This is a genomic window from Photobacterium satsumensis, from assembly GCF_050336935.1.
In the GTDB taxonomy this organism is placed as follows: domain Bacteria; phylum Pseudomonadota; class Gammaproteobacteria; order Enterobacterales; family Vibrionaceae; genus Photobacterium; species Photobacterium satsumensis.
Window position 1 is genome coordinate 721,287 of record NZ_JAKJSK010000006.1, and the last position, 24,319, is coordinate 745,605.

The 24,319-nt window shown below is 44.4% G+C and carries 16 protein-coding genes; 11 read left to right on the forward strand and 5 right to left on the reverse strand.

The window, feature by feature from the left end; genetic code table 11:
* Nucleotides 1-2: 2 nt before the first annotated feature.
* Nucleotides 3-1,634: an electron transfer flavoprotein-ubiquinone oxidoreductase gene (locus tag L4D79_RS03420; protein ID WP_428651687.1), complete on the forward strand. Its 1,632-nt coding sequence runs from the start codon at nucleotides 3-5 to the stop codon at nucleotides 1,632-1,634.
* A gap of 81 nt (nucleotides 1,635-1,715) precedes the next feature.
* On the opposite strand, the gene rlmF is transcribed toward L4D79_RS03420, so the two are convergent.
* A complete protein-coding gene (rlmF, locus tag L4D79_RS03425; RefSeq protein ID WP_428647392.1) occupies nucleotides 1,716-2,720 on the reverse strand; it encodes a 23S rRNA (adenine(1618)-N(6))-methyltransferase RlmF in 1,005 nt (334 codons plus the stop codon).
* 271 nt (nucleotides 2,721-2,991) lie between these two features.
* Between rlmF and L4D79_RS03430 the strand changes: the two genes are divergently transcribed.
* The 7 genes from L4D79_RS03430 to pelG are packed head-to-tail and all read left to right on the forward strand — an operon-like array spanning nucleotide 2,992 to nucleotide 15,037.
* A complete protein-coding gene (locus L4D79_RS03430; protein WP_428647394.1) occupies nucleotides 2,992-5,724 on the forward strand; it encodes an endo alpha-1,4 polygalactosaminidase in 2,733 nt (910 codons plus the stop codon).
* Nucleotides 5,725-5,747: 23 nt separating this feature from the next.
* Entirely contained in the window at nucleotides 5,748-9,257 is a 3,510-nt protein-coding gene (locus L4D79_RS03435; RefSeq protein WP_428647397.1) for a tetratricopeptide repeat protein, read from the forward strand.
* Between the two features lie 31 nt (nucleotides 9,258-9,288).
* A complete protein-coding gene (locus L4D79_RS03440) occupies nucleotides 9,289-9,813 on the forward strand; it encodes a hypothetical protein (RefSeq protein ID WP_428647400.1) in 525 nt (174 codons plus the stop codon).
* A 48-nt stretch (nucleotides 9,814-9,861) separates the two neighbouring features.
* The gene (locus L4D79_RS03445) at nucleotides 9,862-11,208 is read left to right on the forward strand and encodes a PelD GGDEF domain-containing protein (RefSeq protein WP_428647402.1); all 1,347 of its coding nucleotides are present in this window, start codon (nucleotides 9,862-9,864) and stop codon (nucleotides 11,206-11,208) included.
* Complete coding sequence (locus tag L4D79_RS03450) at nucleotides 11,171-12,139, forward strand: HEAT repeat domain-containing protein (protein ID WP_428647405.1); 969 nt, start codon at nucleotides 11,171-11,173, stop codon at nucleotides 12,137-12,139. The genes L4D79_RS03445 and L4D79_RS03450 overlap by 38 nt, the downstream gene beginning before the upstream one ends.
* The gene (gene pelF, locus L4D79_RS03455; protein WP_428647408.1) at nucleotides 12,136-13,683 is read left to right on the forward strand and encodes a GT4 family glycosyltransferase PelF; all 1,548 of its coding nucleotides are present in this window, start codon (nucleotides 12,136-12,138) and stop codon (nucleotides 13,681-13,683) included. Before L4D79_RS03450 ends, pelF begins: the two co-directional genes overlap by 4 nt.
* Nucleotides 13,664-15,037, forward strand: a complete 1,374-nt coding sequence (gene pelG, locus L4D79_RS03460) for an exopolysaccharide Pel transporter PelG (RefSeq protein WP_428647410.1) — start codon at nucleotides 13,664-13,666, stop codon at nucleotides 15,035-15,037. The genes pelF and pelG overlap by 20 nt, the downstream gene beginning before the upstream one ends.
* A 127-nt stretch (nucleotides 15,038-15,164) precedes the next feature.
* On the opposite strand, the gene L4D79_RS03465 is transcribed toward pelG, so the two are convergent.
* Together L4D79_RS03465 and L4D79_RS03470 are read right to left on the reverse strand one after the other, a co-directional pair.
* Nucleotides 15,165-15,938, reverse strand: a complete 774-nt coding sequence (locus L4D79_RS03465) for a slipin family protein (RefSeq protein ID WP_428647413.1) — start codon at nucleotides 15,936-15,938, stop codon at nucleotides 15,165-15,167.
* Between the two features lie 72 nt (nucleotides 15,939-16,010).
* Complete coding sequence (locus tag L4D79_RS03470) at nucleotides 16,011-17,429, reverse strand: NfeD family protein (RefSeq protein WP_428647416.1); 1,419 nt, start codon at nucleotides 17,427-17,429, stop codon at nucleotides 16,011-16,013.
* Nucleotides 17,430-17,699: 270 nt separating this feature from the next.
* Here L4D79_RS03470 and L4D79_RS03475 point away from each other — a divergent pair, with 270 nt between their 5' ends.
* A complete protein-coding gene (locus tag L4D79_RS03475) occupies nucleotides 17,700-18,794 on the forward strand; it encodes a transporter substrate-binding domain-containing protein (RefSeq protein WP_428647418.1) in 1,095 nt (364 codons plus the stop codon).
* Between the two features lie 90 nt (nucleotides 18,795-18,884).
* Here the strand turns inward: L4D79_RS03475 and viaA are convergent, their stop codons facing one another.
* Both viaA and L4D79_RS03485 read right to left on the reverse strand, forming a co-directional pair.
* Nucleotides 18,885-20,333 (reverse strand): ATPase RavA stimulator ViaA, encoded by a 1,449-nt coding sequence (viaA, locus tag L4D79_RS03480; protein WP_428647420.1) that lies wholly within the window; start codon nucleotides 20,331-20,333, stop codon nucleotides 18,885-18,887.
* Between the two features lie 14 nt (nucleotides 20,334-20,347).
* Nucleotides 20,348-22,003: an ATPase RavA domain-containing protein gene (locus tag L4D79_RS03485; protein ID WP_428647423.1), complete on the reverse strand. Its 1,656-nt coding sequence runs from the start codon at nucleotides 22,001-22,003 to the stop codon at nucleotides 20,348-20,350.
* Nucleotides 22,004-22,526: 523 nt separating this feature from the next.
* On the opposite strand from L4D79_RS03485, the gene L4D79_RS03490 reads away from it, so the two are divergent.
* Nucleotides 22,527-23,396, forward strand: a complete 870-nt coding sequence (locus tag L4D79_RS03490) for a GGDEF domain-containing protein (protein ID WP_428647426.1) — start codon at nucleotides 22,527-22,529, stop codon at nucleotides 23,394-23,396.
* A gap of 104 nt (nucleotides 23,397-23,500) precedes the next feature.
* On the forward strand, nucleotides 23,501-24,319 hold the full coding sequence (locus L4D79_RS03495) for a phosphate ABC transporter substrate-binding protein (protein ID WP_428647428.1): 819 nt from the start codon (nucleotides 23,501-23,503) through the stop codon (nucleotides 24,317-24,319).

The window sequence follows — 24,319 nt, forward strand, 5'->3', positions numbered from 1 at the left end:
GCATGTCGTTTGATGTTGTCATTGTTGGAGCTGGCCCTGCCGGATTATCTGCAGCCTGTCGCCTGATGCAACTTGCCAGTGAGAATGATCATCCTTTGTCAGTTTGTGTTGTAGAAAAAGGCGCTGAAATCGGCAGCCATATTCTCTCGGGCGCCCTGTTCGAGCACAAAGCATTGGATGAGCTCTTTCCAGATTGGGAGCGCATGGAGGCACCGTTACATACAGCAGTGTCCGACGATAAGTTTTGTTATATCACCAATGAATTCAACTACATTACTGTTGCTGAATCACTGATACCTGAAACCTTACAGAATATAGACAACTTTGTTATTAGTTTGGGAAACCTCTGCCGTTGGCTGGCAAAACAGGCAGAGGAGTTAGGTGTCGAAATCTTTCCCGGCTTCCCTGCCAACGAAATACTCTATAACAGCCAAGGTATGGTGTCGGGTGTGATCACCAAAGATATGGGGCTTGATAAGCAAGGAGAGCAAAAAGCCACTTTCGAGCCCGGAATTGAGTTAAAAGCAAAGTACACAATTTTTGCCGAAGGGGCTCGGGGGCATTTGGGCAAACAGCTCATTGAGCGGTTCCATCTCGACCACGGTAAGCAACCTCAACATTACGCCCTGGGAATAAAAGAATTATGGGAGATCCCACCTGAACACCACCGACCCGGTCATGTTATCCACGGCGTGGGTTGGCCCTTGAGCCAAACAGGCACTAACGGCGGTAGTTTTCTATACCACCTTGAAAACAATCAAGTCGCAGTCGGGTTGATTATCGACCTGAACTATCACAACCCCTACTTAAGCCCCTTTGATGAATTTCAGCAATTAAAGCATCACCCATTGTTTACCCAGCATTTAGCCGGTGGACAACGTATCGCTTATGGTGCCAGAGCAATAACCAAAGGCGGACTGTCATCCCTACCACGGCAACAATTTCCGGGCGGGCTGTTAATTGGCTGTGATGCTGGCACACTGAATATGGCGAAGATAAAAGGCAGCCATACCGGTATGAAATCTGGCATGATTGCTGCGGAAGCCGTCTTTCATGAACTAGAACAAGGTTTTCATGAAACCACGCCGGGCTACGATAAGATCTTTAACCAATCTTGGTTGTATAACGAGCTTCATGAGTCGCGAAACTTCGGGGCGGAGATCCATCGCTTTGGTACGGTGATCGGTGGCACTTTGGCTTCAATCGAACAGAAATGGTTTCGAAAATCCTTTAGATGGACACTGGAAGACAGTAAACCGGATCATGAATGCCTTGAGCCCATAGCCAGCCACCAGCCGATCAGTTACCCAAAGCCTGATGGCATACTGAGTTTCGATAAGGCCTCTTCAGTTTTCCTATCTGGCACACAGCATGAGGAAAACCAACCGTGTCATTTACATTTGTCTGACGACTCTATACCCATTAATTTTCATCTCGAGCGTTATGATGAACCAAGTCAAAGGTATTGTCCTGCCGGTGTTTACGAGGTAGTGGAAAAAGAAGGTAAAGCGGTATTTCAAATCAACGCCGCCAACTGCGTACACTGTAAGACCTGTGATATAAAAGACCCCTCCCAAAATATTACCTGGGCACCCCCAGAAGGCGGCGGTGGGCCTAATTATCCAAACATGTAGTGCACAACTAAAAGGGATACCCCAATAGCACCCAAACAGCTTTTAGTTATTTGGGGTATACCGTCACCTGGTATAGTCAAGCTACTTAGACCAACGGGTTTTACGCCAGAGTTCCTGCTGTTCAGTAGACAGAAAGGTCCATGCTACAACCCGGGTTAATTTTTGTCCCTGTGCCATATCGATCGTTTTGACCTCTGTCGCTCCGACCTTTTTAAGCTGCTTATAAATCACAGATAGGTTGTCTTTTTTCGACACCAATGTGGTAAACCAAAAACACTGACTGGCCTTATCCACACTCTGATCAATCATACGCTTAATAAAAGCAGCTTCTCCACCTGGACACCATAACTCCGCCTTTTGCCCACCAAAATTAAGAACAGGCTTTTTCCCTTTCATTGCATGTGACGATTGTTGGGAGCGTTTCTTTTGAGAATTGGCTGCGAGGTTTTTGACCTTACGCGCACTTCCTGCCATGGCCTCTTCTAAAGAACCATGGAACGGAGGATTACATAACGTAAAATCAAACAAATCGTTTTCATTAATCATACCGGTAAAGATATGGTCTGGGTTTTTCTGCAACCGGCATTGAATCCCGCCTTTAAGCGAAGGATTAGAATCAACGATAAACTTGGCAGATTTGATCGAAATTGGATCAATATCTGCTGCCATAAACTGCCAACCATAAACACGATGGCCGATGATCGGATACACACAGTTCGCACCGGCTCCAATATCAATACCTTTAATGGCCTTTCCTTTTGGGATCTTGCCACCATTAGAATCAGCCAGTAAGTCAGCTATATAATGCAAGTAGTCAGCCCTTCCAGGGATCGGCGGACAAAGAAAGCCAGTTGGAATATCCCAATAAGGAACCGAATAAAAATGACTAAGCAATGCACGGTTCAGCATTTTGACAGCGTCGGGGTCACTAAAGTTGACCGATAAATCACCATAGGGATTCTTCTCTACAAACGGTGATAATTCCGGACAGCTTTGAATTAGCTTGTCAAAATCATAACGGGCTCGGTGAGGGTTTCGTGGGTGCAGCCCCTTACTCGGCGCTTTCTGCTTATGTTTTTGTGCCATATCGCTTTCTTTATAGAGTATTGCTCGGCCTGAAGCCAAAAAGAGATGTATCCTACTTGAATCTGACCGACCTTGGAACCGTCGCCCCCTTTAGCTTGGTTGTTTTTTGAACTAAAAACCTGACAAAAGCTAAATATACACCGCCTAGGTCTGAATAATTTCGTGACAATATCAATGAAAACTGTACATTTTCATTATCTTAACTTTATTATTACATATAAGGTATTAACAAAGCCTTTAAGGATTGAGCGACTAAGGGAAGAGGTTGCACATGGACATTTTCAAGCGCACATTGTTGATCATTGCCGTTTTTCTACTGCCTACTCATTTAGTACAGGCAGGCCAGTCCGTTGCTTTTTATTATAACCAAATTGACTCAGTCCGAGAGCTTATCAACTACGACCGTGTTGTCGTCACCCCAGGCTTAATTACCGACAAGCAAATTGAAACCCTACAAAAAGCAGAGACACAAGTATTCGCCTATCTCAGTGTTGGTGAATACGATGGAGAGGTATTACCCAATAATCTTAAGGGGCTATCTCCCCTTATCAACCCAAATTGGTCAAGCCATGTCATGGATTTATCGGCAATAACATGGCGAGAGTACCTCACCCAGCAAGCCCGAGCTCTTACCGCTCGCGGATTTGATGGCATATTCCTTGACACACTTGATAGCTATACCCTTTTTGCTAAATCAAGTAAGCAAGTCAACAAACAACAGTCTGCCCTTGTCAGCATCCTTGAGGCGTTAAATGCACTCCCTACCAGTCCGCTACTGATTTTAAATCGAGGGTTTGAGGTCTTTGACCAACTTAGCTTTAAGCCCTATGCATTGGTTGCCGAGTCAATGTATAACAGCTACGACCCGTTATCAGATAGCTACCAATTAGTTCCAGAATCTGACCGCCGATGGTTAACAAGCAAACTTGAAAACGTCAAACAGGCAGGGGTTGAGGCCATTGTCATCGACTATTTACCAGCCAGTGACCGAGATGCCCAGAAGCGTGCCGCCAAACGCCTGATCAGCGAAGGTTATACCCCATATATCAGTGATGGTCTCCTGTATGAGTTCGGTGTCAGCACAATTGAACCTATCGCTAAGCGAGTTCTCGGTTTTTATGACAGTCAATTTGGCCGCATGGTTACGTCAAAGTGTCATCGAATGATGTCAATGCCGATCGAATATTACGGTTATGTACCCGAGTGCTTGGATATTCGCACCACCAACTTCAGTAATATTGATATCAGTCGCTATGCTGGCTTCTTTTTTTGGCTAGAAGAAACAAGCTACCAACAAGTACCCAACTTGCAAGCTTGGGTAAACTCGTTAATCGGAAAGCGCCCTATTCTATTCCTCAATGCACTACCTACTAACCAAGCGATTCTAGCCAAACTGGGCATTGCTGATAAAGGTGAGATATCGGGCAACATCACCCAACAGCAAGGCCAAAACTGGACTCAGCAGTTTTACCCCGCTTCATTTAGCCAATTTGAAAAGCACACGCTTTGGCAACCAACGCAAATCGGCGTCAGCAGTGAAATAACCTTTAGTAACGAGAATGGCCAAACCACAACAACCCTATTCAAAGCACCGTGGGGAGGTGCCGTATTATCTCCTTTCCCCGTTATGGCTCTTGCCAACGACACTGAAACTTGGATTCTGGACCCTTTCAGGCTCATTAACGAAATATTTCCCCTCCCGGTAATTCCTGCGGCAGACGCAACAACGGAATCAGGGTTGCGGATTTTAACCAGCCACGTCGATGGCGATGGTTTTCCCTCCAAAGCATGGTTCCCAGGCAAGCCATATACGGCTGAAGTACTCAATGACTATATCTTCAAACAATACGACATCCCACAAACTGTCTCCGTGATTGAAGGTGAAGTGGGAAAACGTGGCCTATACCCGGAGCAAAGTGACAAAATGGAAGCCATCGCGCGCGAAATTTTCCGTTTACCCAATGTCGAAATCGCTTCTCATACATTTAGTCACCCATTCTTCTGGGATTTTTCAGCCAATATCCAAACTAAACAATACGGTGACAATCTACCTATCCCAAATTATACCGTTGATTACTACAACGAAATTTTGGGTTCTATTAACTACATAAACAAAGAGCTCGCCCCAACAAACAAAAGAGCAGAGCTGATTTTATGGTCAGGCAGAGCCGATCCAACAGAAGAGATATTGGCGATTGCGGAACAAGCGAATGTCCTGAATGTAAATGGCGGCAACACCTATGTTGTACGCGGCAACAGCAATTTCACCCAAGTATCTCCCACTATCGCTTGGTACCCTTCCGCCGTTCAAGTCTATGCACCGGTGATTAACGAAAACCTCTATACCAACCTTTGGACTGAGCATCACGATGGATACAGCCGTGCAGTTGAAACATTTGAAATATTAGGTAGCCCACGTCGCTTAAAAAGCATTAGTATTTATTACCATATGTACTCCGGCGCATACCCAGCATCACTCAACGGCTTAAAGAAAGTCTATAACTGGGCGATAGAACAACAAAGTACTCCATTGTTCTTAAGTGAATATGCCCAAAGAGCGAGCGCTCTTTATGAGACGGGTGTCGCTAAAACATTAGAAGGCCAATGGCAAATTGCAAGCACTGGAGTTGCAAGTATCCGGCTACCTAATGCATTGGGTTACCCGAATGGTAACGAGTTTGCAGGGTGGAACTCAGGACCGGATGGTAGATTTATGATTCTTAAACAGCCAAAAACCCACTTTACAACAACTGAGACACCAGACAGAGCCCTTCGCCTCGAAAGTGCAAACGGTAAACTGGTAAGTTGGGAAATCAGTAACAACGTCGTTGATTGGTCTGTTTCCACACATATGCCATTAAAGATGGTTGTGAGCGGGGCCAAAAACTGTAAGCGCATTAATGGCCCTCGAATAGCCATTAATAATCGAGAAAAAGGACAGGTTGAATTAACTAGCCCTGAAAAAGGGGTACTAACGGGCACGATCCAGTGCCAATTGCTGTAAAGCAAAGGAATTAGTTATAGGCGATGGCAAGAGATAACAATAAGAAGCCAAGGATAAGGCTGATCAACAAATTCACCCTTGCGGTATTAACTGCAACCTCTTTATGGGCGTTGTGGCTTGTTGCGCCTACCAAATCCATGCTAATACAGCTTATTGCACGCTCTTCCTCTCCAGAGGTATCACTCGCATTCTTGCAGCAACTCTACAGTGATGACCCCAAAAACCGCGATATCGTAAAGCAAATTGCTAAAAACTATGCTGCGATGGGACAACTGACCGATGCGACTTCTCTTCTCGAAACTATTCTAAAAACAACTGATGGTAATAATGACTGGGACGCCATCGGCCGCTATCTATCGCTATTATTAGAACAAACATATCAAGACCAACCCAAAGAAAAACATCACGCTCAACAAGCGTTATTATCCCTTCTTAACGTCGTTGATTATGTGCCTGAAGCGGAGCTTGCCCGACAATTTGCTGATACGGCGATTTCATTATCGATGCCGGACAAGGGCTTCGATTACCTCTACCCCCACCAGCAAAGTGGTGAAACCTCTTATGACGAGTTAGTTTCTCTTGCCTTACAAAGTGAGGACTACGATAAGTCACTGAAAGTCCAACTTGATGCATTTCGTGAATTTGAAGATCTCGATAGCGCCCAAAAACTGTTTGATTTAATGCTAAGAAGCGGTCAATCACAGCTCAGCCGGCAATTTTTTAGCAGTTATAGAGGGAAACTGTATAACAACACAGACTTTCTCGCAGCAGCTATAACGCACTCAAAGCAAATAGCTAACCTTGATGTTGTGCTTGCTCTTTCTCGTCACCTATTAACAATTGAGCCAACCGCAGAACTATATGGTCAAACGGCTCAGGTTGCTATCGCTATCGGTGAACTCAATCTTGCCGAACAGTTACTGCTTAAGGCAATTTCCATCACACCGAATCAGTATGATTATGTATTGCTGCACCAGATTTACCGTTGGCAAGGTGATATCGAAAAAGCACAAGCTGTCAGCATTAAGTTAGTCTCACTCAACCCGAGTGCAAAAAACATCCGTGCAGGTATTGATGAATCAAGAGCTCTGGGTGATATATTAAGTGAAGGCAGCTTTTTCAAAACGTTGGCCGCTCATAACCATATCCATCCCGCAGAATATGCAAATTGGCTAAACGCACTTGAAAAAGGCGAAGGGACATCATCGGCATTTCAGAGCCTGCTTGCTCTACTTGCAAAACGTCCAAATGATCCTGAACTACTTAGCCACACTACCCGCTTATACAGTTACCGCAGTGATCATGAGTCCGTGATCCAATATGGCAATAAGCTACAGCAAAAAAGGTCGCTCAACGTCACTGAAGCATTGCGTATATCCAATGCCCATATCATGTTGAATCAGCCTAAGCTGGCTCTAAACACACTGGTACAGCCAACCGATTGGTTGAAAGCTGACAATGACTACCTCGAAGCCGTTTCTTCATTGGCTTGGGAGACCAACAACCGAACAGTATCAATTACATCACAATCTGAATTGGCAACACGAGCCAGTGAGACGTTAGATATATATCGCTATATCGCTATCATGGCTCCTTTGAGCGAAGAAAAGTTAACGCAACTGCTTTCACTGTATGACAAAAACCGTAATCCAGAATTGCTCCTTTCCGCATTTCGGTATGCAGTGCAAAACAAAGACACTGGGTTGCTTGATGAACTGATTGAAATTGCAAAACAAAATTCAGTATTCGACCAGAATATCGAAATACTCAGTTATCAAGCACTGTTAGCAGAGTGGCAAGGAGAACCAGAGCAAGCCAAACAACTGTACTTTACTGTTTTACAGTTGGATCCCATCAACTCGTTGGCTGTGGGTAATTTGATATGGTTTGCACTCAATGAAAACGACATAGATACACTCGATCAAATATACCGTCGGTATAAGCCTATTTTGGCAGCAAATCGTGATCTTTGGTTGGCTTTTGCCAGTGCCAGCCAACAACTCGGACTTAACCATGAAGCAGATATTTGGTATCGCCAGCTCTTACTCAATGATACTAATCCTGAACCTTCTCTTTTGCTCAATTATGCCCAGTTACTTGAGCAGCAAGGGAGTGGTGAAAAAGCCTATCAATTACGTCGTTACCTGCTAGATAAACAGTCAACTGAATTACTGGCGCTGCCCGATGGCGATATTAGCTACCGCTCCTTAATCAGGCTATTTATTGGTGAACAAATTGCTAGCCAAATGATTGAAGAAAATACCCTAAACAAGCCAACAGACAATAACGTTAGTGAACTATTTGCCGACCTTTTGGCACAAAGCCACGGTGAAAAAATACTGTTCTGGCACCAGAGGACAGCCCTTGAACGCTATAAAATCCCAGACTGGCAGCAACTCTCGCTCGCGCTCCAGAAAAAAGATCGGGTAGAAATTGAAGGAATTTTGGCCGAAGCAGTCAACTTGCCAAAAGCGGATGAAAACGTCGCTTTACAATTTATTGGTCAGCACCAAGAAGCATGGCAACAAGGTCAACAAAATGTTGGCCGCATGACCGATAAAACAGCAGAGAAACAACTTCGCCGTGTCCATGTTCTTCAGCATCCAACGAAAACCCACAGTATCCGAGCGCAGCATTCACAGATCACTCATTGGGATATCGACCGCACCAGTCTCGATTATTACTCTCCTCATTATCACGGAAATTGGCGGCTTGGCCTTGATAACCAACGTTCAGGCTCCCCTGACCAGCTGGCCAACACTGATATCGATGATGAATTCCGTTTGCGGGGACAGTACCAATACCAAATGAGCGAGAGCTATTGGGCGCTAGGCATTGACTTAGCTGATGGCATTGGTGACCAACGGCTTGGTTTTAAGGGGGAATACAAATTTGCTGTCGACGATTACCTGCGCCTAGGGTTCAGATTCGGCCTCAACAGCCATATCGAGGCTAGCGAATTACTCAATATTGCGGGTCAAGATAACTTACTTGGCTTCAACCTTGCTTATCAACCCACAGCAAGAGAGTCTTTAGCATTTCAATTTAACTTACACGATCTCTCTACCCGCTTTGACGATGAGATAGGTCAAGGCTGGGATCTCAGCTTGCGAGTGGCCGAGCAGTTTTTCTTTGCTGATCCTGCATGGCAAATCTACGCCGATGTCACAATGCAGGATGTTAATCTCAGTGATGCCCCTTTGACCGGGATCAACCGCTGGCACAATGAAGCAACCCCGCTGACAAGCAGTGATTTTATCGAAGACAAATACCAACGCGTAGGAATTGGTCAACGTGTTTGGCACGGTGAACCGGGCCAGCCAGGCGCGACTGTTCCATCACCAAGGTATTGGCTTGATAGCTCGGTTGGGTACAACTTCACGAGTTCACAAGTTGATGTCACTTTAAGCGCAGGCTTGGGTTGGCGTGTGTTTGGCAATGATGAGGTCTACCTCAGTACAGACTGGCAAAGCCAAGACAGAAATGGTGATGAATCGTTAAAACTCACCCTTGGTTACTACTACGGCTTTTAACCTCAACCGAATTATTACAAGGAAGACCATGATGAAAAAGATACTCACTTTAGCCAGCCTATTAACACTGAGTGCTTGCAGTAGTTATCAAGTCACTGACAGCAATCAATTTCCTGCTGATAGTCGCTGGGCCATCATGCCAATGTACAACCATTCAAGCACTCCTCTGGCGGCTGAAAAAGCTGAACAGATTTTGAGCTCTCAACTCTTTGCCAAAGGCGTCGTTGCGGTGAAATACCCCCCCTCAGCTGTCAATGACCTGCAAAGTATTCTTGATGATTCTGCCAAACAGAAGCAAGCCCAAGCTTGGCTGGCTACCCAGCCTGTTGACTTTGTGATCACGGGATCTGTTGAAGAGTGGCATTACAAAAGTGGCCTTGACGGTGAGCCAGCTGTTGGTATTACGCTTGAGGTCAAGTCAGCAAAAAGTGGTCAAACCTACTGGCAAGCTTCTGGAAGCCGTGGCGGCTGGGGGCGCGAAAGTGTCAGCGGCACTGGACATATCGTCATTGAAGAACTGCTTAGCGGCCTGAATGTCGCAACAAATGATGATTAAAAAGCGATAGGTTGATGTATATCGATTCAAAGATGATGGTTGCTTTATATGGATAAAAAATACAACAACAAAACCTTTCTTGGTTTTTCAAATAAAAGCTATGTATGGTTCGAGGTACTGCTCGTTGCCATCATTTCTATCTACATTTGGGTAGAGTCTGACTCTTTTGCCCCGACCTCTACTGAGCATAACTTTTTTTGGCCATTATTCGGTCCTATGCTCATTGCCCTACGTTACGGTTTTGCCAAAGGCTTTGTCTGTTCATTGCTAACAACAGCCGGGCTCGCAACCATTATGAATACGTCCGGTATGCTAGATTATTATCCTTTGTCATTGGCAATTGGAACCATCATGGTGGCTATGGTCGCAGGTGAATTTCACGATTATTGGCACAACATTAACCAAAAGCACATTCTTGACCATCAATACATGGCACAGAAGCTGGATAGCTTTACCCAAAACTACCATTTGCTGAAAGTTTCTCATGACCAACTCGAACAGCGTACCGCCGGTCAAACTGTTAGCTTACGGGCCAGTATTAGCGCATTGCACAAAATAGCCGCAAAGCATGCTGAGCACCGCTTGGAATTCCTAGGCCAGCCGTACCTCAACTTGATGGCAGATATTGGCGGTTTGGAAGTTGCAGGGATCTATCAAGTCTCCCATGGCAAGATAAACCCGCACGCGGCGTCAACCTTAGGTGACCACCACTGCTTGGAGGGTTCGGATCCTATGCTGCTCGATATGCTGGAGACCAAGAAGCTACTTTCTCCAGCGAAGCTAGAAGCGAATCAAGTCCATAAATCTCGCTATCAACTGTGTATCCCGCTAGTGGATACCCGAGGAGAACTGCAAGCGGCAATCGTTGCTGAAAACGCCAAGTTTTTCATGCTCACTCCTGCGAACGTGGCGCTACTGTCACTGGTAGCCAACTATGCCGCAGACTTATTGAGTGACGAGATCCTTACGCCTATTTTGCGCCCGCATCAAAGCGATTTATTTACCGACTACCTTAAACGGGCCAGTTATAACAAACGCCATTATGGTGCTGATAGCTCAGTGGTTGTCTGTATCGATAGTGATGGCAGACATCATCATGTGCTCGATAACACCATCAGTTACCGCCGGGGGGCAGATGTTTACTGGTCTTGCCGGACGAACCAAGGGAATGCCGCGCTTGCCGTACTGCTTCCCCTGACAACCGCCTACGATGCCCAGCAATATATTGTCAGGCTACAAGAACTGCTAAAAGACCAACTTGGCGAAGATGCTAAAGACATCGATATCCTTGGTCCTCTGTCGATGTCGACTGATAGGGCTGAAATCAGAAAGCTAATGGATGAGCTTGGAGCATACGATGAAGACATGGCTACTTCTTCAGACCATAGCCTTTGAGAGCTCTGGCCTTTACATCATAACCACCCAAACCATGACACTAAATATGTGGCTGGTTTTAGCCGGAGTCCATGCTTTGTCATGTCTCAGTTTTTCACTACTCTGCTGGCTAATACTGCCGAGGAAGTACAAAACACCGGTCGTTAGTTCTTTTTCATTTCTGTTTATCTTCAACTATCTATTACCCCTTGTTGGAATGGTAGGTACAAGCTGCTCGCTGTTAATTGCGCTGTATCTGCCAAGGGAGAAATCCAACGTCACTTGGCAGGAATGTGAAAAAAGTGAGTTACCACAGAGTCCCGGCGAAGTGGTTGGCACCCAATTTGGTTCAGGTGCCTTGAGGGAAATCCTATTGCACAACCAGAACCCAGATCGTCGTTTACTGGCCGTCAGTGCGATACGAAACTTACCTCGCCAGCATGCGGTCCCGCTATTGCAGCTGGCTTTAAAGGACTTGACCGACGATGTACGCTTACTTGCCTATGCAAGCCTAGAAAACATCGAAACACAAATTAACGAATTCATTTCACTGACTAAAAAACAGTTTGAATACAAGCCTTCAGCTTCAAAGGCTTTTGACATTGCACAGCAATATTGGGAACTGTGCTATCTCGGCATTGCCGAAGGCATTTTACGTAACCACTACTTGCAACAAGCCGAAAACTATCTCAACCAGTCCAACAGTATCAAGTCATCGGCTTCAGCAAACCTCCTTTTAGGCCGGGTACTCCTCGAACAAAAACGCTCCTCCGAAGCTGTTCCTGTGTTGAAAGCAGCTATGGACGGAGGCTTGCTACTCAAGCAAGTCGCGCCTTACCTAGCAGAAGCGTCATATATCTCCGGTGACTTCCAAACTGCCCGAGAATATATTTCTTACTTCCCTGAACAGAAAGGCAATAAACTGAGTCAGATAAAGGAGTATTGGGGATGAAATGGTTTAACCGTAAATCTGACTTCGAGGGCAATGAAGAGGTAGATGTCTGCCTTCTCCTTGAGGGTACCTACCCGTACGTTCGCGGCGGTGTCTCCAGTTGGGTTCACCAAATTATCAGTGGCTTACCTGAATACCGCTTCCATTTGATTTTTCTTGGTGGACACCCCGACTTTTATGATAAACCCGCTTATGACTTTCCCGATAACGTTGTCGGGTTTGAAGTTCATTATCTTTTATCTGATAAGGGTCACCTCAAACCGTCAGCTCGTCCCGGTAAGAGTAAACTATTCAATATCTGGAATCGCTTTCTTTCTTATTTCGAAAAAAAAGGGGAACCCATTCCCGGTCAATTGCTCTCGGAAGTCTCTGAATTTCTAGATGCCGATAACAAATTGACACTCATCGATTTTCTATACAGCCGTGCGTCATGGGAAGTATTGACTGAAAGGTATTTGGAATCAGCGCCAAGGCAATCTTTTGTCGATTTTTTTTGGACTTACCGCAATATATACCAACCCTTATTTGTGCTATCCCGAGTATCGCAAAGCTTACCAAAAGCAAAGCTCTTTCATAGTGTCTCGACGGGATACGCTGGTTTTCTAGGGGCGTTGAGCCGAGAGAAAACCCAAACCCCATTCATTTTAACCGAGCACGGTATTTATACCAAAGAGCGGAAAATTGACCTTTCTCAGGCAACTTGGATTAAAGACAATCACAGTCAAATTGACATTTCCATGCATAAAGGCATGGATACAACCCGTAAAACCTGGATTCAGTTTTTCGAGCAATTGGGGCTTTCTGCCTATCATCAAGCCGATCATATTATTGCGCTGTTTGAAGGGAACAGACAGCGACAGCATACAGACGGTGCCCCAACGGATAGGACCCGAGTCATTGTCAATGGCATCAGTACCGAGCGTTTCGAAGCGGCCTATCAACGCCGTCCAGACAGCCCACCAATGGTCGTCGGACTCGTCGGCCGTGTGGTGCCGATTAAAGATATAAAGACTTTTATCCGAACCATACGGGGAGCAATCGAAACCCTGCCCGAGCTTGAAGGTTGGATTATCGGCCCAACAGAAGAAGACAAGGAGTATGTGCGAGAGTGTAAACTACTCATCGAAAGTTTGGGGTTGAAAGACAGCGTCAAAATGCTGGGCAGTAAAAACGTGGCTGAAATCATGCCAGAACTTGGCGTTATGATGCTTACTTCCATCAGTGAAGCTCAACCTTTGGTATTACTCGAAGCCATGGCTGCAGGTATCCCCTGCATCGCAACGGAAGTCGGTGCCTGCCGTGAGATTATCGATGGTGCCGAAGGTGAGGATGCCGCTATCGGCTCTGCAGGCGAAATCATTCCCATTGCCAGCCCAACCGAAGGGGCTCATGCTATCATCAACGTACTCGGTGATACTGAAAAATGGCTAGAGGCCGGTGATAATGGTCGAGTAAGGGTTAAACGCTATTACGACGAACCCATGATGTACGGTGCTTATCGTAGCTTATACAAGGAGGCAATCAGTGGCCGGCATCGGATTTGAATTAAGGAAAATTCTCAAAAAAAACTCACTGCTATCCATGCTTGAAGCGTATGGTTTGGCAGGGCTTATCAGCTCTGGTCCGTGGGTTTTATCGATCCTCGCATTGTTGACAATCGGTATTATCAGTGTCGGAATTGTCTTTCCAACCCATGTGATTGTACAGTTTCTGGTGATTGTCACCTACTTAATGGCTGGCTCCTTGATTATCAGTGGGTTATTCCAGTTATTGCTTACACGTTTTATTTCTGATTTATTGTTCGCTAAACATGATCATCGCATTGTACCGAATCTATTAGGGTCAATGCTGGTAACCAGTATTATTGCAGCCATAGTTGGTGTTCCGGTACTTGCCCTCAGCGACACGATCACTCCAGCAGAAAAAATAACGATTTTTACCTCCTTTTTATTGATGTGTAACCAATGGCTTATCATCATATTCTTAAGCGGTATGAAAGAATACTACCGTATCTTTTTCACTATGATGTTCAGTTACGGCCTAATGGTCATTTTAAGTATATTCTTACCGCCATTTGGCCTGCTTGGTTTGATGATCATTTTTGGCTTTTGCCAAGCAATCTTAACTTTTGCTTTTTTATACCATGTCATTCGCGACTTCCCTGCCAATGAGTTGGTCTCATTTGAGTTTTTGAACCATAAGAAAACGTTCTTTTCTCTCATGCTCTGTGGTTTTCTTTATAACTTAGGCGTTTGGCTCGATAAGTTTGTCTTCTGGTTCCGGGATGAAACGTCACACCAAGTTATTGATGTTTTTAGAGCATCCTATATCTATGACCTGCCAATATTCATTGCTTACTTAGCGATTGTTCCTGGTATGGCGGTATTCATGCTTCGAATGGAAACGGATTTTGCTGATGCTTGCCTCAAGTTTTACGATGCCGTTCGTGAAGGCGCAACATTAGAATCAATTTATCTACTCAAAGATAAAATGGTTCTTGCTTGCCAACAAAGTATTTATGAAATATTCAAAGTACAGGGCCTAACACTGGCGCTACTTATGCTGTGGGCTGAAGATATTCTCAATGTCCTAAATATCGATCTAGCTTACTTACATCTACTGTATGTCGATCTTGTTGGTGTAAGCCTTCAAGTATTAGTTATGGCGATACTCAACGTCATGTATTATTTGGATAAACGTTATTCAGCACTTGCACTCACCTTACTAATGGCTGTAGGCAATTTTGTGTTAGCCCACGTTAGTATCAATCTTGGCCCCATTTTCTATGGCTATGGCTTTGCTGTCACCATGCTTATCACAACGATAATCGGACTCATCATGCTTGATAGCCAGTTTGAGGATCTTGAGTACCAAACCTTTATGTTGCAACGTTCATAGTACTATCAAACTGAATAATAAGTGCCCCTCTGAGTATGGATTCTACCTACTCTGAAGGGCAATGAGATCAAACGGCTATGTTGCTTACAATCTACCCAAGCACTTTGAAGTGACGTCGGTATACGGTTTATTGATCGTCTTTTTTCTTAGCTGCAGCCATGAGTTCACTGACACTTTCTACCAAATCTATCGGCATTGGGAATACTATGGTCGTTGTTCTATCGTTGGATATTTCAGTTAGTGTCTGCATATAACGTAACTGAACCGCATTGGGTGACTGATTGAGTACCTCTGCTGCTTGGCGTAATTTAGCAGATGCTTCAAGCTCACCCGTCGCATGGATCACTTTAGCCCGACGAGAACGCTCAGCCTCTGCTTGGCGGGCAAGTGCGCGAACCATGCTGTCATCCAGATCGACATGCTTGATCTCTACATTGGCCACCTTTATCCCCCAGTTATCCGTGTGTTGATCTAGGATCCCTTGCAGATCTTTGTTCAACTCCTCACGCGCCGACAACAACTCATCTAACTCATGTTGGCCTAGCACTGAACGTAGCGTAGTCTGGGACAGCTGGCTGGTGGCTTCGAGGTAATTTTCCACGTTATTAATCGCCATTTTCGGGTCCACAACTCGGAAATAGACAACGGCGTTCACTTTGACCGACACGTTATCGCGCGTGATCAAGTCCTGGGTGGGCACATCCAAAACAATAGTCCTCAGATCGACCCGAACCATTTGTTGGATAATAGGGATAATGATGATTAGGCCAGGCCCTTTCACTTCATAAAAACGCCCAAGTAAAAACACAACGGCACGTTCGTACTCACGAAGCACTTTGAACATGCTAACAATAAGCACAAACACCAGTACAATAATCGTTGCTAATGAGTATGTGATCATATTATTGGTCCTTATAAAAAGGTTATATTCCCGTGCACCGTGAAGTCACTTAGGTATACCAGCACATTAGATTCATTTCGTTTGTTGATTTACTTCCAGACAATTTACTTCCAAACAAAGACCGTTCACCCGCACCACCGTGACTCTGTCACCTTTCATTAAAGAGTCATCGCAATTTGCTTGCCAAATCTCCCCATCCACCAGCACACGACCACTGCCAGGAAAACCGCTCACCACGATAGCCTCTTGCCCCAACAAGACTTCAACACCTGTTGTTACAGGCTTGCGCCTTGTTTTGAGTAACAAGCTCAGAATAACAAAGGTAAACAAAGCTGACACCACTGTCAGACCGACAATCAGTGGAATGGCAATTTGATACCCGGGTGTTTCTGTATCCATCAACATAATTGACCCCAGCGCAAAGGCAACGATACCTCCAAGCCCAAGAATGCCAAAACTAGGACTGAAAGCTTCTGCGACCATGAGGGCAATCCCCAGTAATAGCAAAGCTAAGCCAGCATAGCTCACTGGTAGCATCTGCAACGAATACATCGCCAGCAATAAGCAAATGCCCCCCAAAACACCAGGAAGTCCAACTCCAGGGTTATAGAACTCAAGCAACAAGCCATAAATCCCGATGAGCATCAAAATGTAGGCAACATTAGGGTTGGTAATAACTGACAATAATTTGAACCGCCAGTCCTGCTCTCGCTCAATATAGGCAACATTCGCTAATTCGATTTTGGCTTCAAGCCCATTAATGATAACTGTACGCCCATTAGACTGAGTAATCAGACTATCTAAATCCGACGCCAGAAAATCAATCACATTAAGCTCCAACGCTTTTTCAGCATCGATACTGGCCGCTTCTGTGACTGCGGTTTCTGCCCATTCTTCATTCCGCCCGTGCAACTTCGCCAAACCGCGGATATACGCACGGGCATCATTAATCACTTTTTTTTCCATCGCAGTTTTAGCCGTCACTTTTTCACTGTCAGCGGCATCACCTTCTTGTGATTTTGCCTTATCACCATCAGACGACTCTGTTTCTTTTTCTTGTTTTGGCGTGAATGGGTTCCCACCTGAATCATCAGGTTCTTTTCCTCCGGGCGCTGTCAACGATACCGGTGTTGCGGCACCAAGGTTCGTCCCTGGGGCCATCGCAGCAACATGGCTAGCCAGTAAGATGTACGTCCCGGCACTTGCAGCCCGCGCGCCAGCAGGCCCAACCCAAGTTGCAACCGGCAAAGGTGATGTCGTAATTGCGCGGATAATATCGCGCATGGAGGTATCGAGCCCTCCGGGCGTATCCACTTTTAACACAATGAAACTGGCTTGCTCTTTATGCGCCTGCTCGATTTCTCGTGACACATAATCACTGGTTGCTGGCCCTATACCTCCGGAAATTTCAATCACCCACACATTTTGCGCCAACGCCGGCTGACTGAAAAACCAGATGCTAAGTGCAGCTAAAATAGCCAACACTTTCATACACCCTCCTCGCCATGGTGACCAAAACTCTGGTACCGTGCATTTCAGCCCACCACTCACGCCCATCAATCTGTTAATAAGCATAGTTCATTGACTTCATTGACTAAGCAACTTCTCTGTAGAAGCCCCCTGAATTGGCAAGGATAGTTGACAGCGAATGCGTTAAGCCAATATCTGATGTAGACGACTTTAATGACAGGCTTGTGAAAATGTCACGATGTTTATACTTAACTCATGGCTTAGCGTCCTCTACTGGAGTATGACCATCCCATGAGAGCAGTACACCACAATTTGCTACTAACATTCCTGTATTGCATTTACCTGCTTACCAGTCCCGCAGCAGCCTATGCCTCGAATGAAAGTAATGTAAAAGTAGGCAGTTACCATTGCCCTCCCTTCGTGATTGAAAGCAAGACGGATGCTCCATCGGGTTTAAGTATTTATCTTTGGGAACAAATCGCAAGCGAGCTTGGCGTCAACTACGAGTTCAGCCACCATGAATTAGGTGATTTACTGGAGCGAGTCAGCACCAAAAAGCTCAATATTGGCGTTTCTTGTATTTCTATTACGCCAGAGAGAGAAGAAATTCTCGATTTTTCCCATTCCTTTTACGAGACCCATCTCGCCATCGCAGTAAAACAACAAGGTCACCTTTCATCTATTAAGAATATTGTTACTAATAAAAAACTTTGGCTCGTTCTTGGTATTGCCTTTATTGCTGCAGGAATTGTGGGAGGCACTTATTACTTGTTGGAACATAAGGTCAACGACAAATTATATTCCATGCGCTCAAACAGAGCACAAATGATAGAAGGGTTTATCCTTGGCCTTCTTTTTATCACTAAAGGACCGTTCAACTATTTTGAATTCAAGACGCTGACAGGCAGAGTATTAACAGTTATCCTGGCTATTTTAACCACGTTTTTCATTGCCAGTATCACTGCAATTTTAGCCAGTACTTTTACCTTAGGCTTATTAAATAGCGATATCAAAGGGCCAAACGATCTTGCCAATCTCACTGTCGGCGCAAAAGTAGACTCAACCTCTTCACTATTTTTAACCAGCCATAGTATTGTTCATCGTAGTTTTGAGTCGACCAATGACTTACTTGAGGCACTCAATAATGACCAAGTAGAGGCCATCGTTGCTGATGATGCCGTATTAAAATATTTGATAAAAACAGCCAAAGAATCGGGAAAATATGAAACATTGTCAGTGTTGCCTTACCAATTTGAAAAGCAGAACTACGGTTTAGTGTTAGAAAATAACAGTCCTCACAGAGAGAAGTTGAACCGAGCGCTGCTTAAAATTCGGCACAGCCCTGAATGGCAACAGATACTCAATAAGTACTTTGCCGATAAATAAAAAAACGGCGCTCATATGAGCGCCTAAGCTAAGACAACTATAAACCTATTTTACACTCTATAACCAAGTACCATTATATACTCTTGTGCATTATTTCCACTTCAGTAACCGCCCGAGTTTTGAAGGGTGATAAGACCAGCAATGATCAAAGATAGTCATTAACTCAGGGTTACCGTACTTCGATAAATTAACAGCATGAAAACGATTACGACTTTCTTTTAGCTTATTGATTCGTTTCATCATTTCATCTGGCTGTGATGGTGCGATAAAGTCAGACAACACAATCAAATCGGCATTCTTGTACTTACCACCCAGCATCAATTCAATTGACTGATCAAGCACCGGTCCTAAATCAGTACCACCATGAAATGAATACGAGAGAAAATTAAGCACTTCACTCAATCCATCTTGCTTAGTCAGCTCATAAGTGATCTGTTGCGTTGAGAACATAATGACGTAACAGTCTCTATCTTCGGCCAAAGCGATTTGCATCAAGCCGTACGCCAATGCCTTCGCGCATTGCTCAGGAAAGCCGTTCATCGAGCCTGAAGCATCGATGCAGACGATAAATGGCCCTTTATCTTGTTCAACCTGTTTAGTTTGACGCTTATACGCCTTCACCCGGCGTAGTTTGCGCTGGGCACCTTGCACCTTATAATTCAACAAGCGCTTATCGACTAAGTGCTTATAGAAGACGACTTCCAATTCAGGATAGGCCAAGAACATGGCTTCATTCGGAAGCAATTTAGACAAATCATCACTTTCATGGATGCCGACGATATCATCCGTAACGTTATCGCTTTGCTCTTCGACCATTTTCAAATCTTCAGAACGCACCCGTTCTTTATTTGGGTCATCCACTTCATTGGCCATCCGACCTAGCTTTTCAGCAATCTCTTTCAAGCCACTATTCTTCTTCAGAAAGTAAGCCATATCTTTAAGTGTGCTGACATCACTTTTCGTCAGTTTAGCCTTGGCCATATCCCATAAACGGCCTGCTTTTTTCTCATCACCAGCTTCCGTCACCGATTCCATATGCTGCATGGTTTCGATACGCTGGTACAAATCTGCCAACAGTTTTTCTTTATGCTGTTCCAGTTCAATTTGTTGGGCCTCAGTCAGCGCAAGTGTTAGATACTTGCGCCATTGGCTGCAAAAATAACTCTGGAACATCGGATTGTGCTTCTGATGATCCCGCTCTATCAGCGTTTTAGCTTTAAAGTAGAAAGCCGAATGCCCTTCTAATTGTTTGACAACTTCATCAACATGGTTAAAGAAATGATCATCCTCCCATTGGCATACCTGCTGGTAGAGTTCTATCTCCTGATGAAAGCGCTCCTCAACACTGACATTAGTCATCCGTTTTTGCACATGGCCACGCCATTTCATGATCTGCTTCTTCATCGCAGACTTGATGCCAGGATTAGATTCCGCAGCAACAATTATCTGCTGCTGCATCATCAATTCATGCACTGCATTATCGATGATGCCGGATTCAGATAGCATCATCGCCAGATTTATACCTTCAGAAACCGGCATAACCTACACTCCCGCTAAGCAAAGTATTCAGTCAAATGACTGATACGGAATACACTCTTATCAACCATTACTTTCAGGTCATGCACCGAATCCGTTGCTTGCGATAAACTCTGCTCAATTCGCTCGGGTAATTGAGGGTCGATAAAGTTATGTGGTAAAGCACCATGGAAGCTACTGCGAGAAATCTTAAGGTTGTGTTCTGCATCCAACACTTTCGAGGACGCTTTTTCTGCCATCGTTACCCAGTGCTCTTGTTGCTCCTGAGAAATCCCATTATCACCAGCAATACCCACCAAGACTGATCGATTCGCAATATCTTTAATTACCAGTTGCTGCTGGGCATCCACCTCAAACTGCAGTCGGCAAAGGTGAGAATTCTTATTTACAAATCCATAGATATCACATTGACCGGTTTTGATTTTTTTCTCAAAATCATCACCATCAACATAAACCCAACGGCTGTCGCCTTTCTCCTGTTCAGAAACAGATGGGTTATGCTGCAACATAACCAGTTTGATCATTCGTGAGTTGTGATTAACGGTATAACGCTTTGCACTACTGAGATCGCATTTGAACCACTCTTTACGCATCATGGTTTCGCGGCTTAAGTTAACTGCCAATTCAGTGGCAATTTCGGCATTCACGTCATCAATAATCGATTGTGCATCTGCTGCATTGATTTGAGCCGATTCCTGATTGAATGCTTTCTCAATGGCAAAATCGCTAACAATCTCCCTAATCACATTGCGTGACTCAGGGCTATGCCACATACAGTCTTGCAGCAACAGTAAATCAAGTGGGTTAATGGCATCTCGACCATTGTAGAAGGCACTGGCCTTCAATAACCGAACAGATTTCTTCCAGCGTCGGTCTGAGATGTATAGTTCACTTTCATGCTCATCAATCGATTCAGCGCCTTCTGCACGCTGCTCAATCATGGTTTTCAGCTGGTATACTTTATCGAAAATATCTTCAGACAACTTGATGTCTTCAATGTGTAACTGCCAATCATCGTACTCTTCATCAGTGATTGCCAAGCCGGGTTCTAGCTCCTGTACAGTCGGACCTTCCCCCATCAACATGGCTTTAAAATTTTGTTTTTCCTGAATACGATTAACAAACACCCTAACAAGCATCCTGTCATACAAAGCCTCTAGGCCACTGTCTTCTTCAGGCAATTCATTAGATGCTGTTACCAACAGACGCATAGGCACAGGCAAAACGTCTTGGCCATTCTTGAAGGTTCGCTCATTCACAACCGTCAATAACGTATTAAGAATCGCCGGCCCTGCTTTCCAAATTTCATCAAGAAACACGACTTGAGCGGTTGGTAGGTAACCATCAACTAAACGAACATATTTTCCGTTATCCTTCAGTTCCTGAATTGAAAGCGGGCCAAATACTTCTTCAGGAGTAGAAAAACGGGTCATTAGGTAGTCGAAAAACTGGCTATTATCGAAAGCCTGAATCAGCCGCTTAGCGATCAAGCTTTTTGCAATACCGGGAGGCCCCAATAGAAACACACTCTCACCAGCAAGCGCGGCTAGAAGACATAACTTAATTGTCTCTTCTCTTTCATATACGCCATTTGATAACGCTTTGATTAGTTTCTGAATCCTTTCAGAAACAAGCGCTTTATTAGGCTGCGCTCTTCTTGCCATTGTCAGCATATTTCCGACCTCTTAAGTTGTCATATCCCTGTACTCTCGTACTTATATTGAGGATAGACACAAACCACTATATGTTACAATATTGTAAACTGAAATATTTAGTTACACTCTTTATATATCAAAGAGTTCAGCTTGCTACCAGAGCTCAATCTTTGTTTTCAGAAATGGGACGGAAGTAACACAATCGATAATGGGTGATGAACAAAACACTAACAAATCGCATAGAAATTCAGAATTTATGTATTAGCATTGATTTATATATATAGGGAGAATAATAAGTTTGATTCAAATTGGCATTTTATTTGTTTCTAACACTGAATATACGTACGATACCCACACGAGCCGATGGCATCGCTTTTACTACCGGACAAAAGGGTCAAATACAACTCATTGCTTCATCTATAATATTGCAAGAACCGACCGAAAATTGAATTCTTCCCCTAATCAATAAAACCCTTTGTTAGAGTTAAGCGACTCTGCAAAGATAATGAATACAGCCTTCACGCGAATATAAATACTCATTATGAGCTCTCTTTCTAAATTACCCACACGAATGACCGTTGTGGTCTGTATCGGCGTGCTGCTATCTGCGCTCGTCCCTTCTAGCGGCAAACTCGATATTGTCGTTTCTGTTCTAACTTTGGTTTTAATCATCCTGTTGCTACGTGAAGATATGGAACAGGAAATGCGAGGGTGGATGAAATTAGCTTTGGGTACTTATGCAATAGGCGTAACGGCCGATTTACTTGATGAAATACCCGAACTGAATGATCATTGGCTAATTGACTCAAGCGACGATATTTTTCTTCATATTGGTGTTTTTCTCATTTGTTTTTGCTTTATCAAAATGCTCGATATCCACCGCACATTAATATCAAAACTCCACCAACAAGTAGAAGTATCACAAACACTGGAAGTAAACCTCAGTCGTCTAGCACTGGAAGATGATCTTACTGGCCTAAATAATCGTCGCGCGTTATTTCGCCGCTTTGATGATATGGCGATCAATACCCAACGAGGAATACTGGCCTACATCGATCTGGATAATTTCAAGCAAGTAAATGACACCTTCAATCATCAGTGCGGTGATGAATTACTGATCACTATTGCTCAATACTTAACCCAGACAGTACCAAGCGGTAGCTATATTTACCGTATCGGCGGCGATGAGTTTGTTGTATTGCTACCCTCTGATAACCCAGAAATTTGCCAAGTCTGGATCAATGAAATGTATGATATTTCAGCCCCCACTTGTAAAGCCTACCACATTGATATCAGCGTCGGTTTATCTCCATATTACCCCGGTAATTTGAGTGATCCTGACTCTATTCTAGCCAAAGCTGACAAGGCGATGTATCAAGAAAAGCAAAACAAGCGAACAACTTACCTATAGTGTTTGTGTATTACCATTCCATTACCATGCACTTTTTCACATTAGTGTCATAAAGCCGTAATAAGATTAGCGCCAACCTTTTCTGGTGTACTTTGGAGAAAAAAATGCTTACCAGAACAACTCTTTGCGCCCTTATTGCCAGCCTCACCTTTTCGGTTCATGCGAAAGAAAGGGTCACTGTCACAGGCTCAACGTCTGCAAGTCATATCGTTGAAATTTTGGCCGAAACCTATTCCAGTAAACACACAGAAACACTGATTGAAGTGCAGGGTATTGGGTCTTCTGCTGGTATCAGTGCCGTAAAACAAAATGTCGCTGACTTGGGAATGAGCTCCCGCTATCTGAAGCCCGAAGAGATTAATCCAGATCTTTCAACCGTTACCATTGCCCATGACGGCATTGCTCTGGTTGTACACAAAGAAAACCCCGTTGCCAACCTCAATAAAGCGCAAGTAGAAAAGATCTATCATGGTGAAATTACCAACTGGAAAGACGTTGGCGGGCCTGATCTAAAAATTGCGGTTGTCAGCCGCGAAAACGCGTCAGGTTCCCGTTTTTCTTTTGAAGATTTTATGGGCTTAACCCAACAAATCGAAGGTCAAACGGTATCGGATATCAATCCGCAGGTATTAATAGTTAATACTAACGGTACCGTTAAGAGTTTGGTTTCACGCAATAAACACGCGCTTGGATATGTATCTCTTGGCTCAGTTGACGACTCTATCAAAGCGCTCGACTTTGAGGGAGTATCGCCATCATTGGAGAATTTAGAGTCAGGAAAATACAAAATTTCCCGCCCTTTCTTGATGCTTTATAAAGAGAAAAAGATCAAAGATAGCGCGAAGGACTTTGTCGACTATGTTACTTCGAAGTCTGGCCAGAACTTGATTGAACAACGTGGATACGTGTCTGTACTCGACTAA

What these genes read in the sequence shown, in the direction of transcription:
- L4D79_RS03440 (WP_428647400.1), top strand. Translation starts at nt 9,289, where the DNA reads ATGAAAAAGATACTCACTTTAGCCAGCCTATTAACACTGAGTGCTTGC.
- L4D79_RS03465 (WP_428647413.1), bottom strand. Translation starts at nt 15,938, where the DNA reads ATGATCACATACTCATTAGCAACGATTATTGTACTGGTGTTTGTGCTT.
- L4D79_RS03450 (WP_428647405.1), top strand. Translation starts at nt 11,171, where the DNA reads ATGAAGACATGGCTACTTCTTCAGACCATAGCCTTTGAGAGCTCTGGC.
- L4D79_RS03420 (WP_428651687.1), top strand. Translation starts at nt 3, where the DNA reads ATGTCGTTTGATGTTGTCATTGTTGGAGCTGGCCCTGCCGGATTATCT.
- L4D79_RS03495 (WP_428647428.1), top strand. Translation starts at nt 23,501, where the DNA reads ATGCTTACCAGAACAACTCTTTGCGCCCTTATTGCCAGCCTCACCTTT.
- rlmF (WP_428647392.1), bottom strand. Translation starts at nt 2,720, where the DNA reads ATGGCACAAAAACATAAGCAGAAAGCGCCGAGTAAGGGGCTGCACCCA.
- L4D79_RS03435 (WP_428647397.1), top strand. Translation starts at nt 5,748, where the DNA reads ATGGCAAGAGATAACAATAAGAAGCCAAGGATAAGGCTGATCAACAAA.
- L4D79_RS03430 (WP_428647394.1), top strand. Translation starts at nt 2,992, where the DNA reads ATGGACATTTTCAAGCGCACATTGTTGATCATTGCCGTTTTTCTACTG.
- pelF (WP_428647408.1), top strand. Translation starts at nt 12,136, where the DNA reads ATGAAATGGTTTAACCGTAAATCTGACTTCGAGGGCAATGAAGAGGTA.
- L4D79_RS03490 (WP_428647426.1), top strand. Translation starts at nt 22,527, where the DNA reads ATGAGCTCTCTTTCTAAATTACCCACACGAATGACCGTTGTGGTCTGT.
- viaA (WP_428647420.1), bottom strand. Translation starts at nt 20,333, where the DNA reads ATGCCGGTTTCTGAAGGTATAAATCTGGCGATGATGCTATCTGAATCC.
- L4D79_RS03470 (WP_428647416.1), bottom strand. Translation starts at nt 17,429, where the DNA reads ATGAAAGTGTTGGCTATTTTAGCTGCACTTAGCATCTGGTTTTTCAGT.
- L4D79_RS03485 (WP_428647423.1), bottom strand. Translation starts at nt 22,003, where the DNA reads ATGCTGACAATGGCAAGAAGAGCGCAGCCTAATAAAGCGCTTGTTTCT.
- L4D79_RS03445 (WP_428647402.1), top strand. Translation starts at nt 9,862, where the DNA reads ATGGATAAAAAATACAACAACAAAACCTTTCTTGGTTTTTCAAATAAA.
- L4D79_RS03475 (WP_428647418.1), top strand. Translation starts at nt 17,700, where the DNA reads ATGAGAGCAGTACACCACAATTTGCTACTAACATTCCTGTATTGCATT.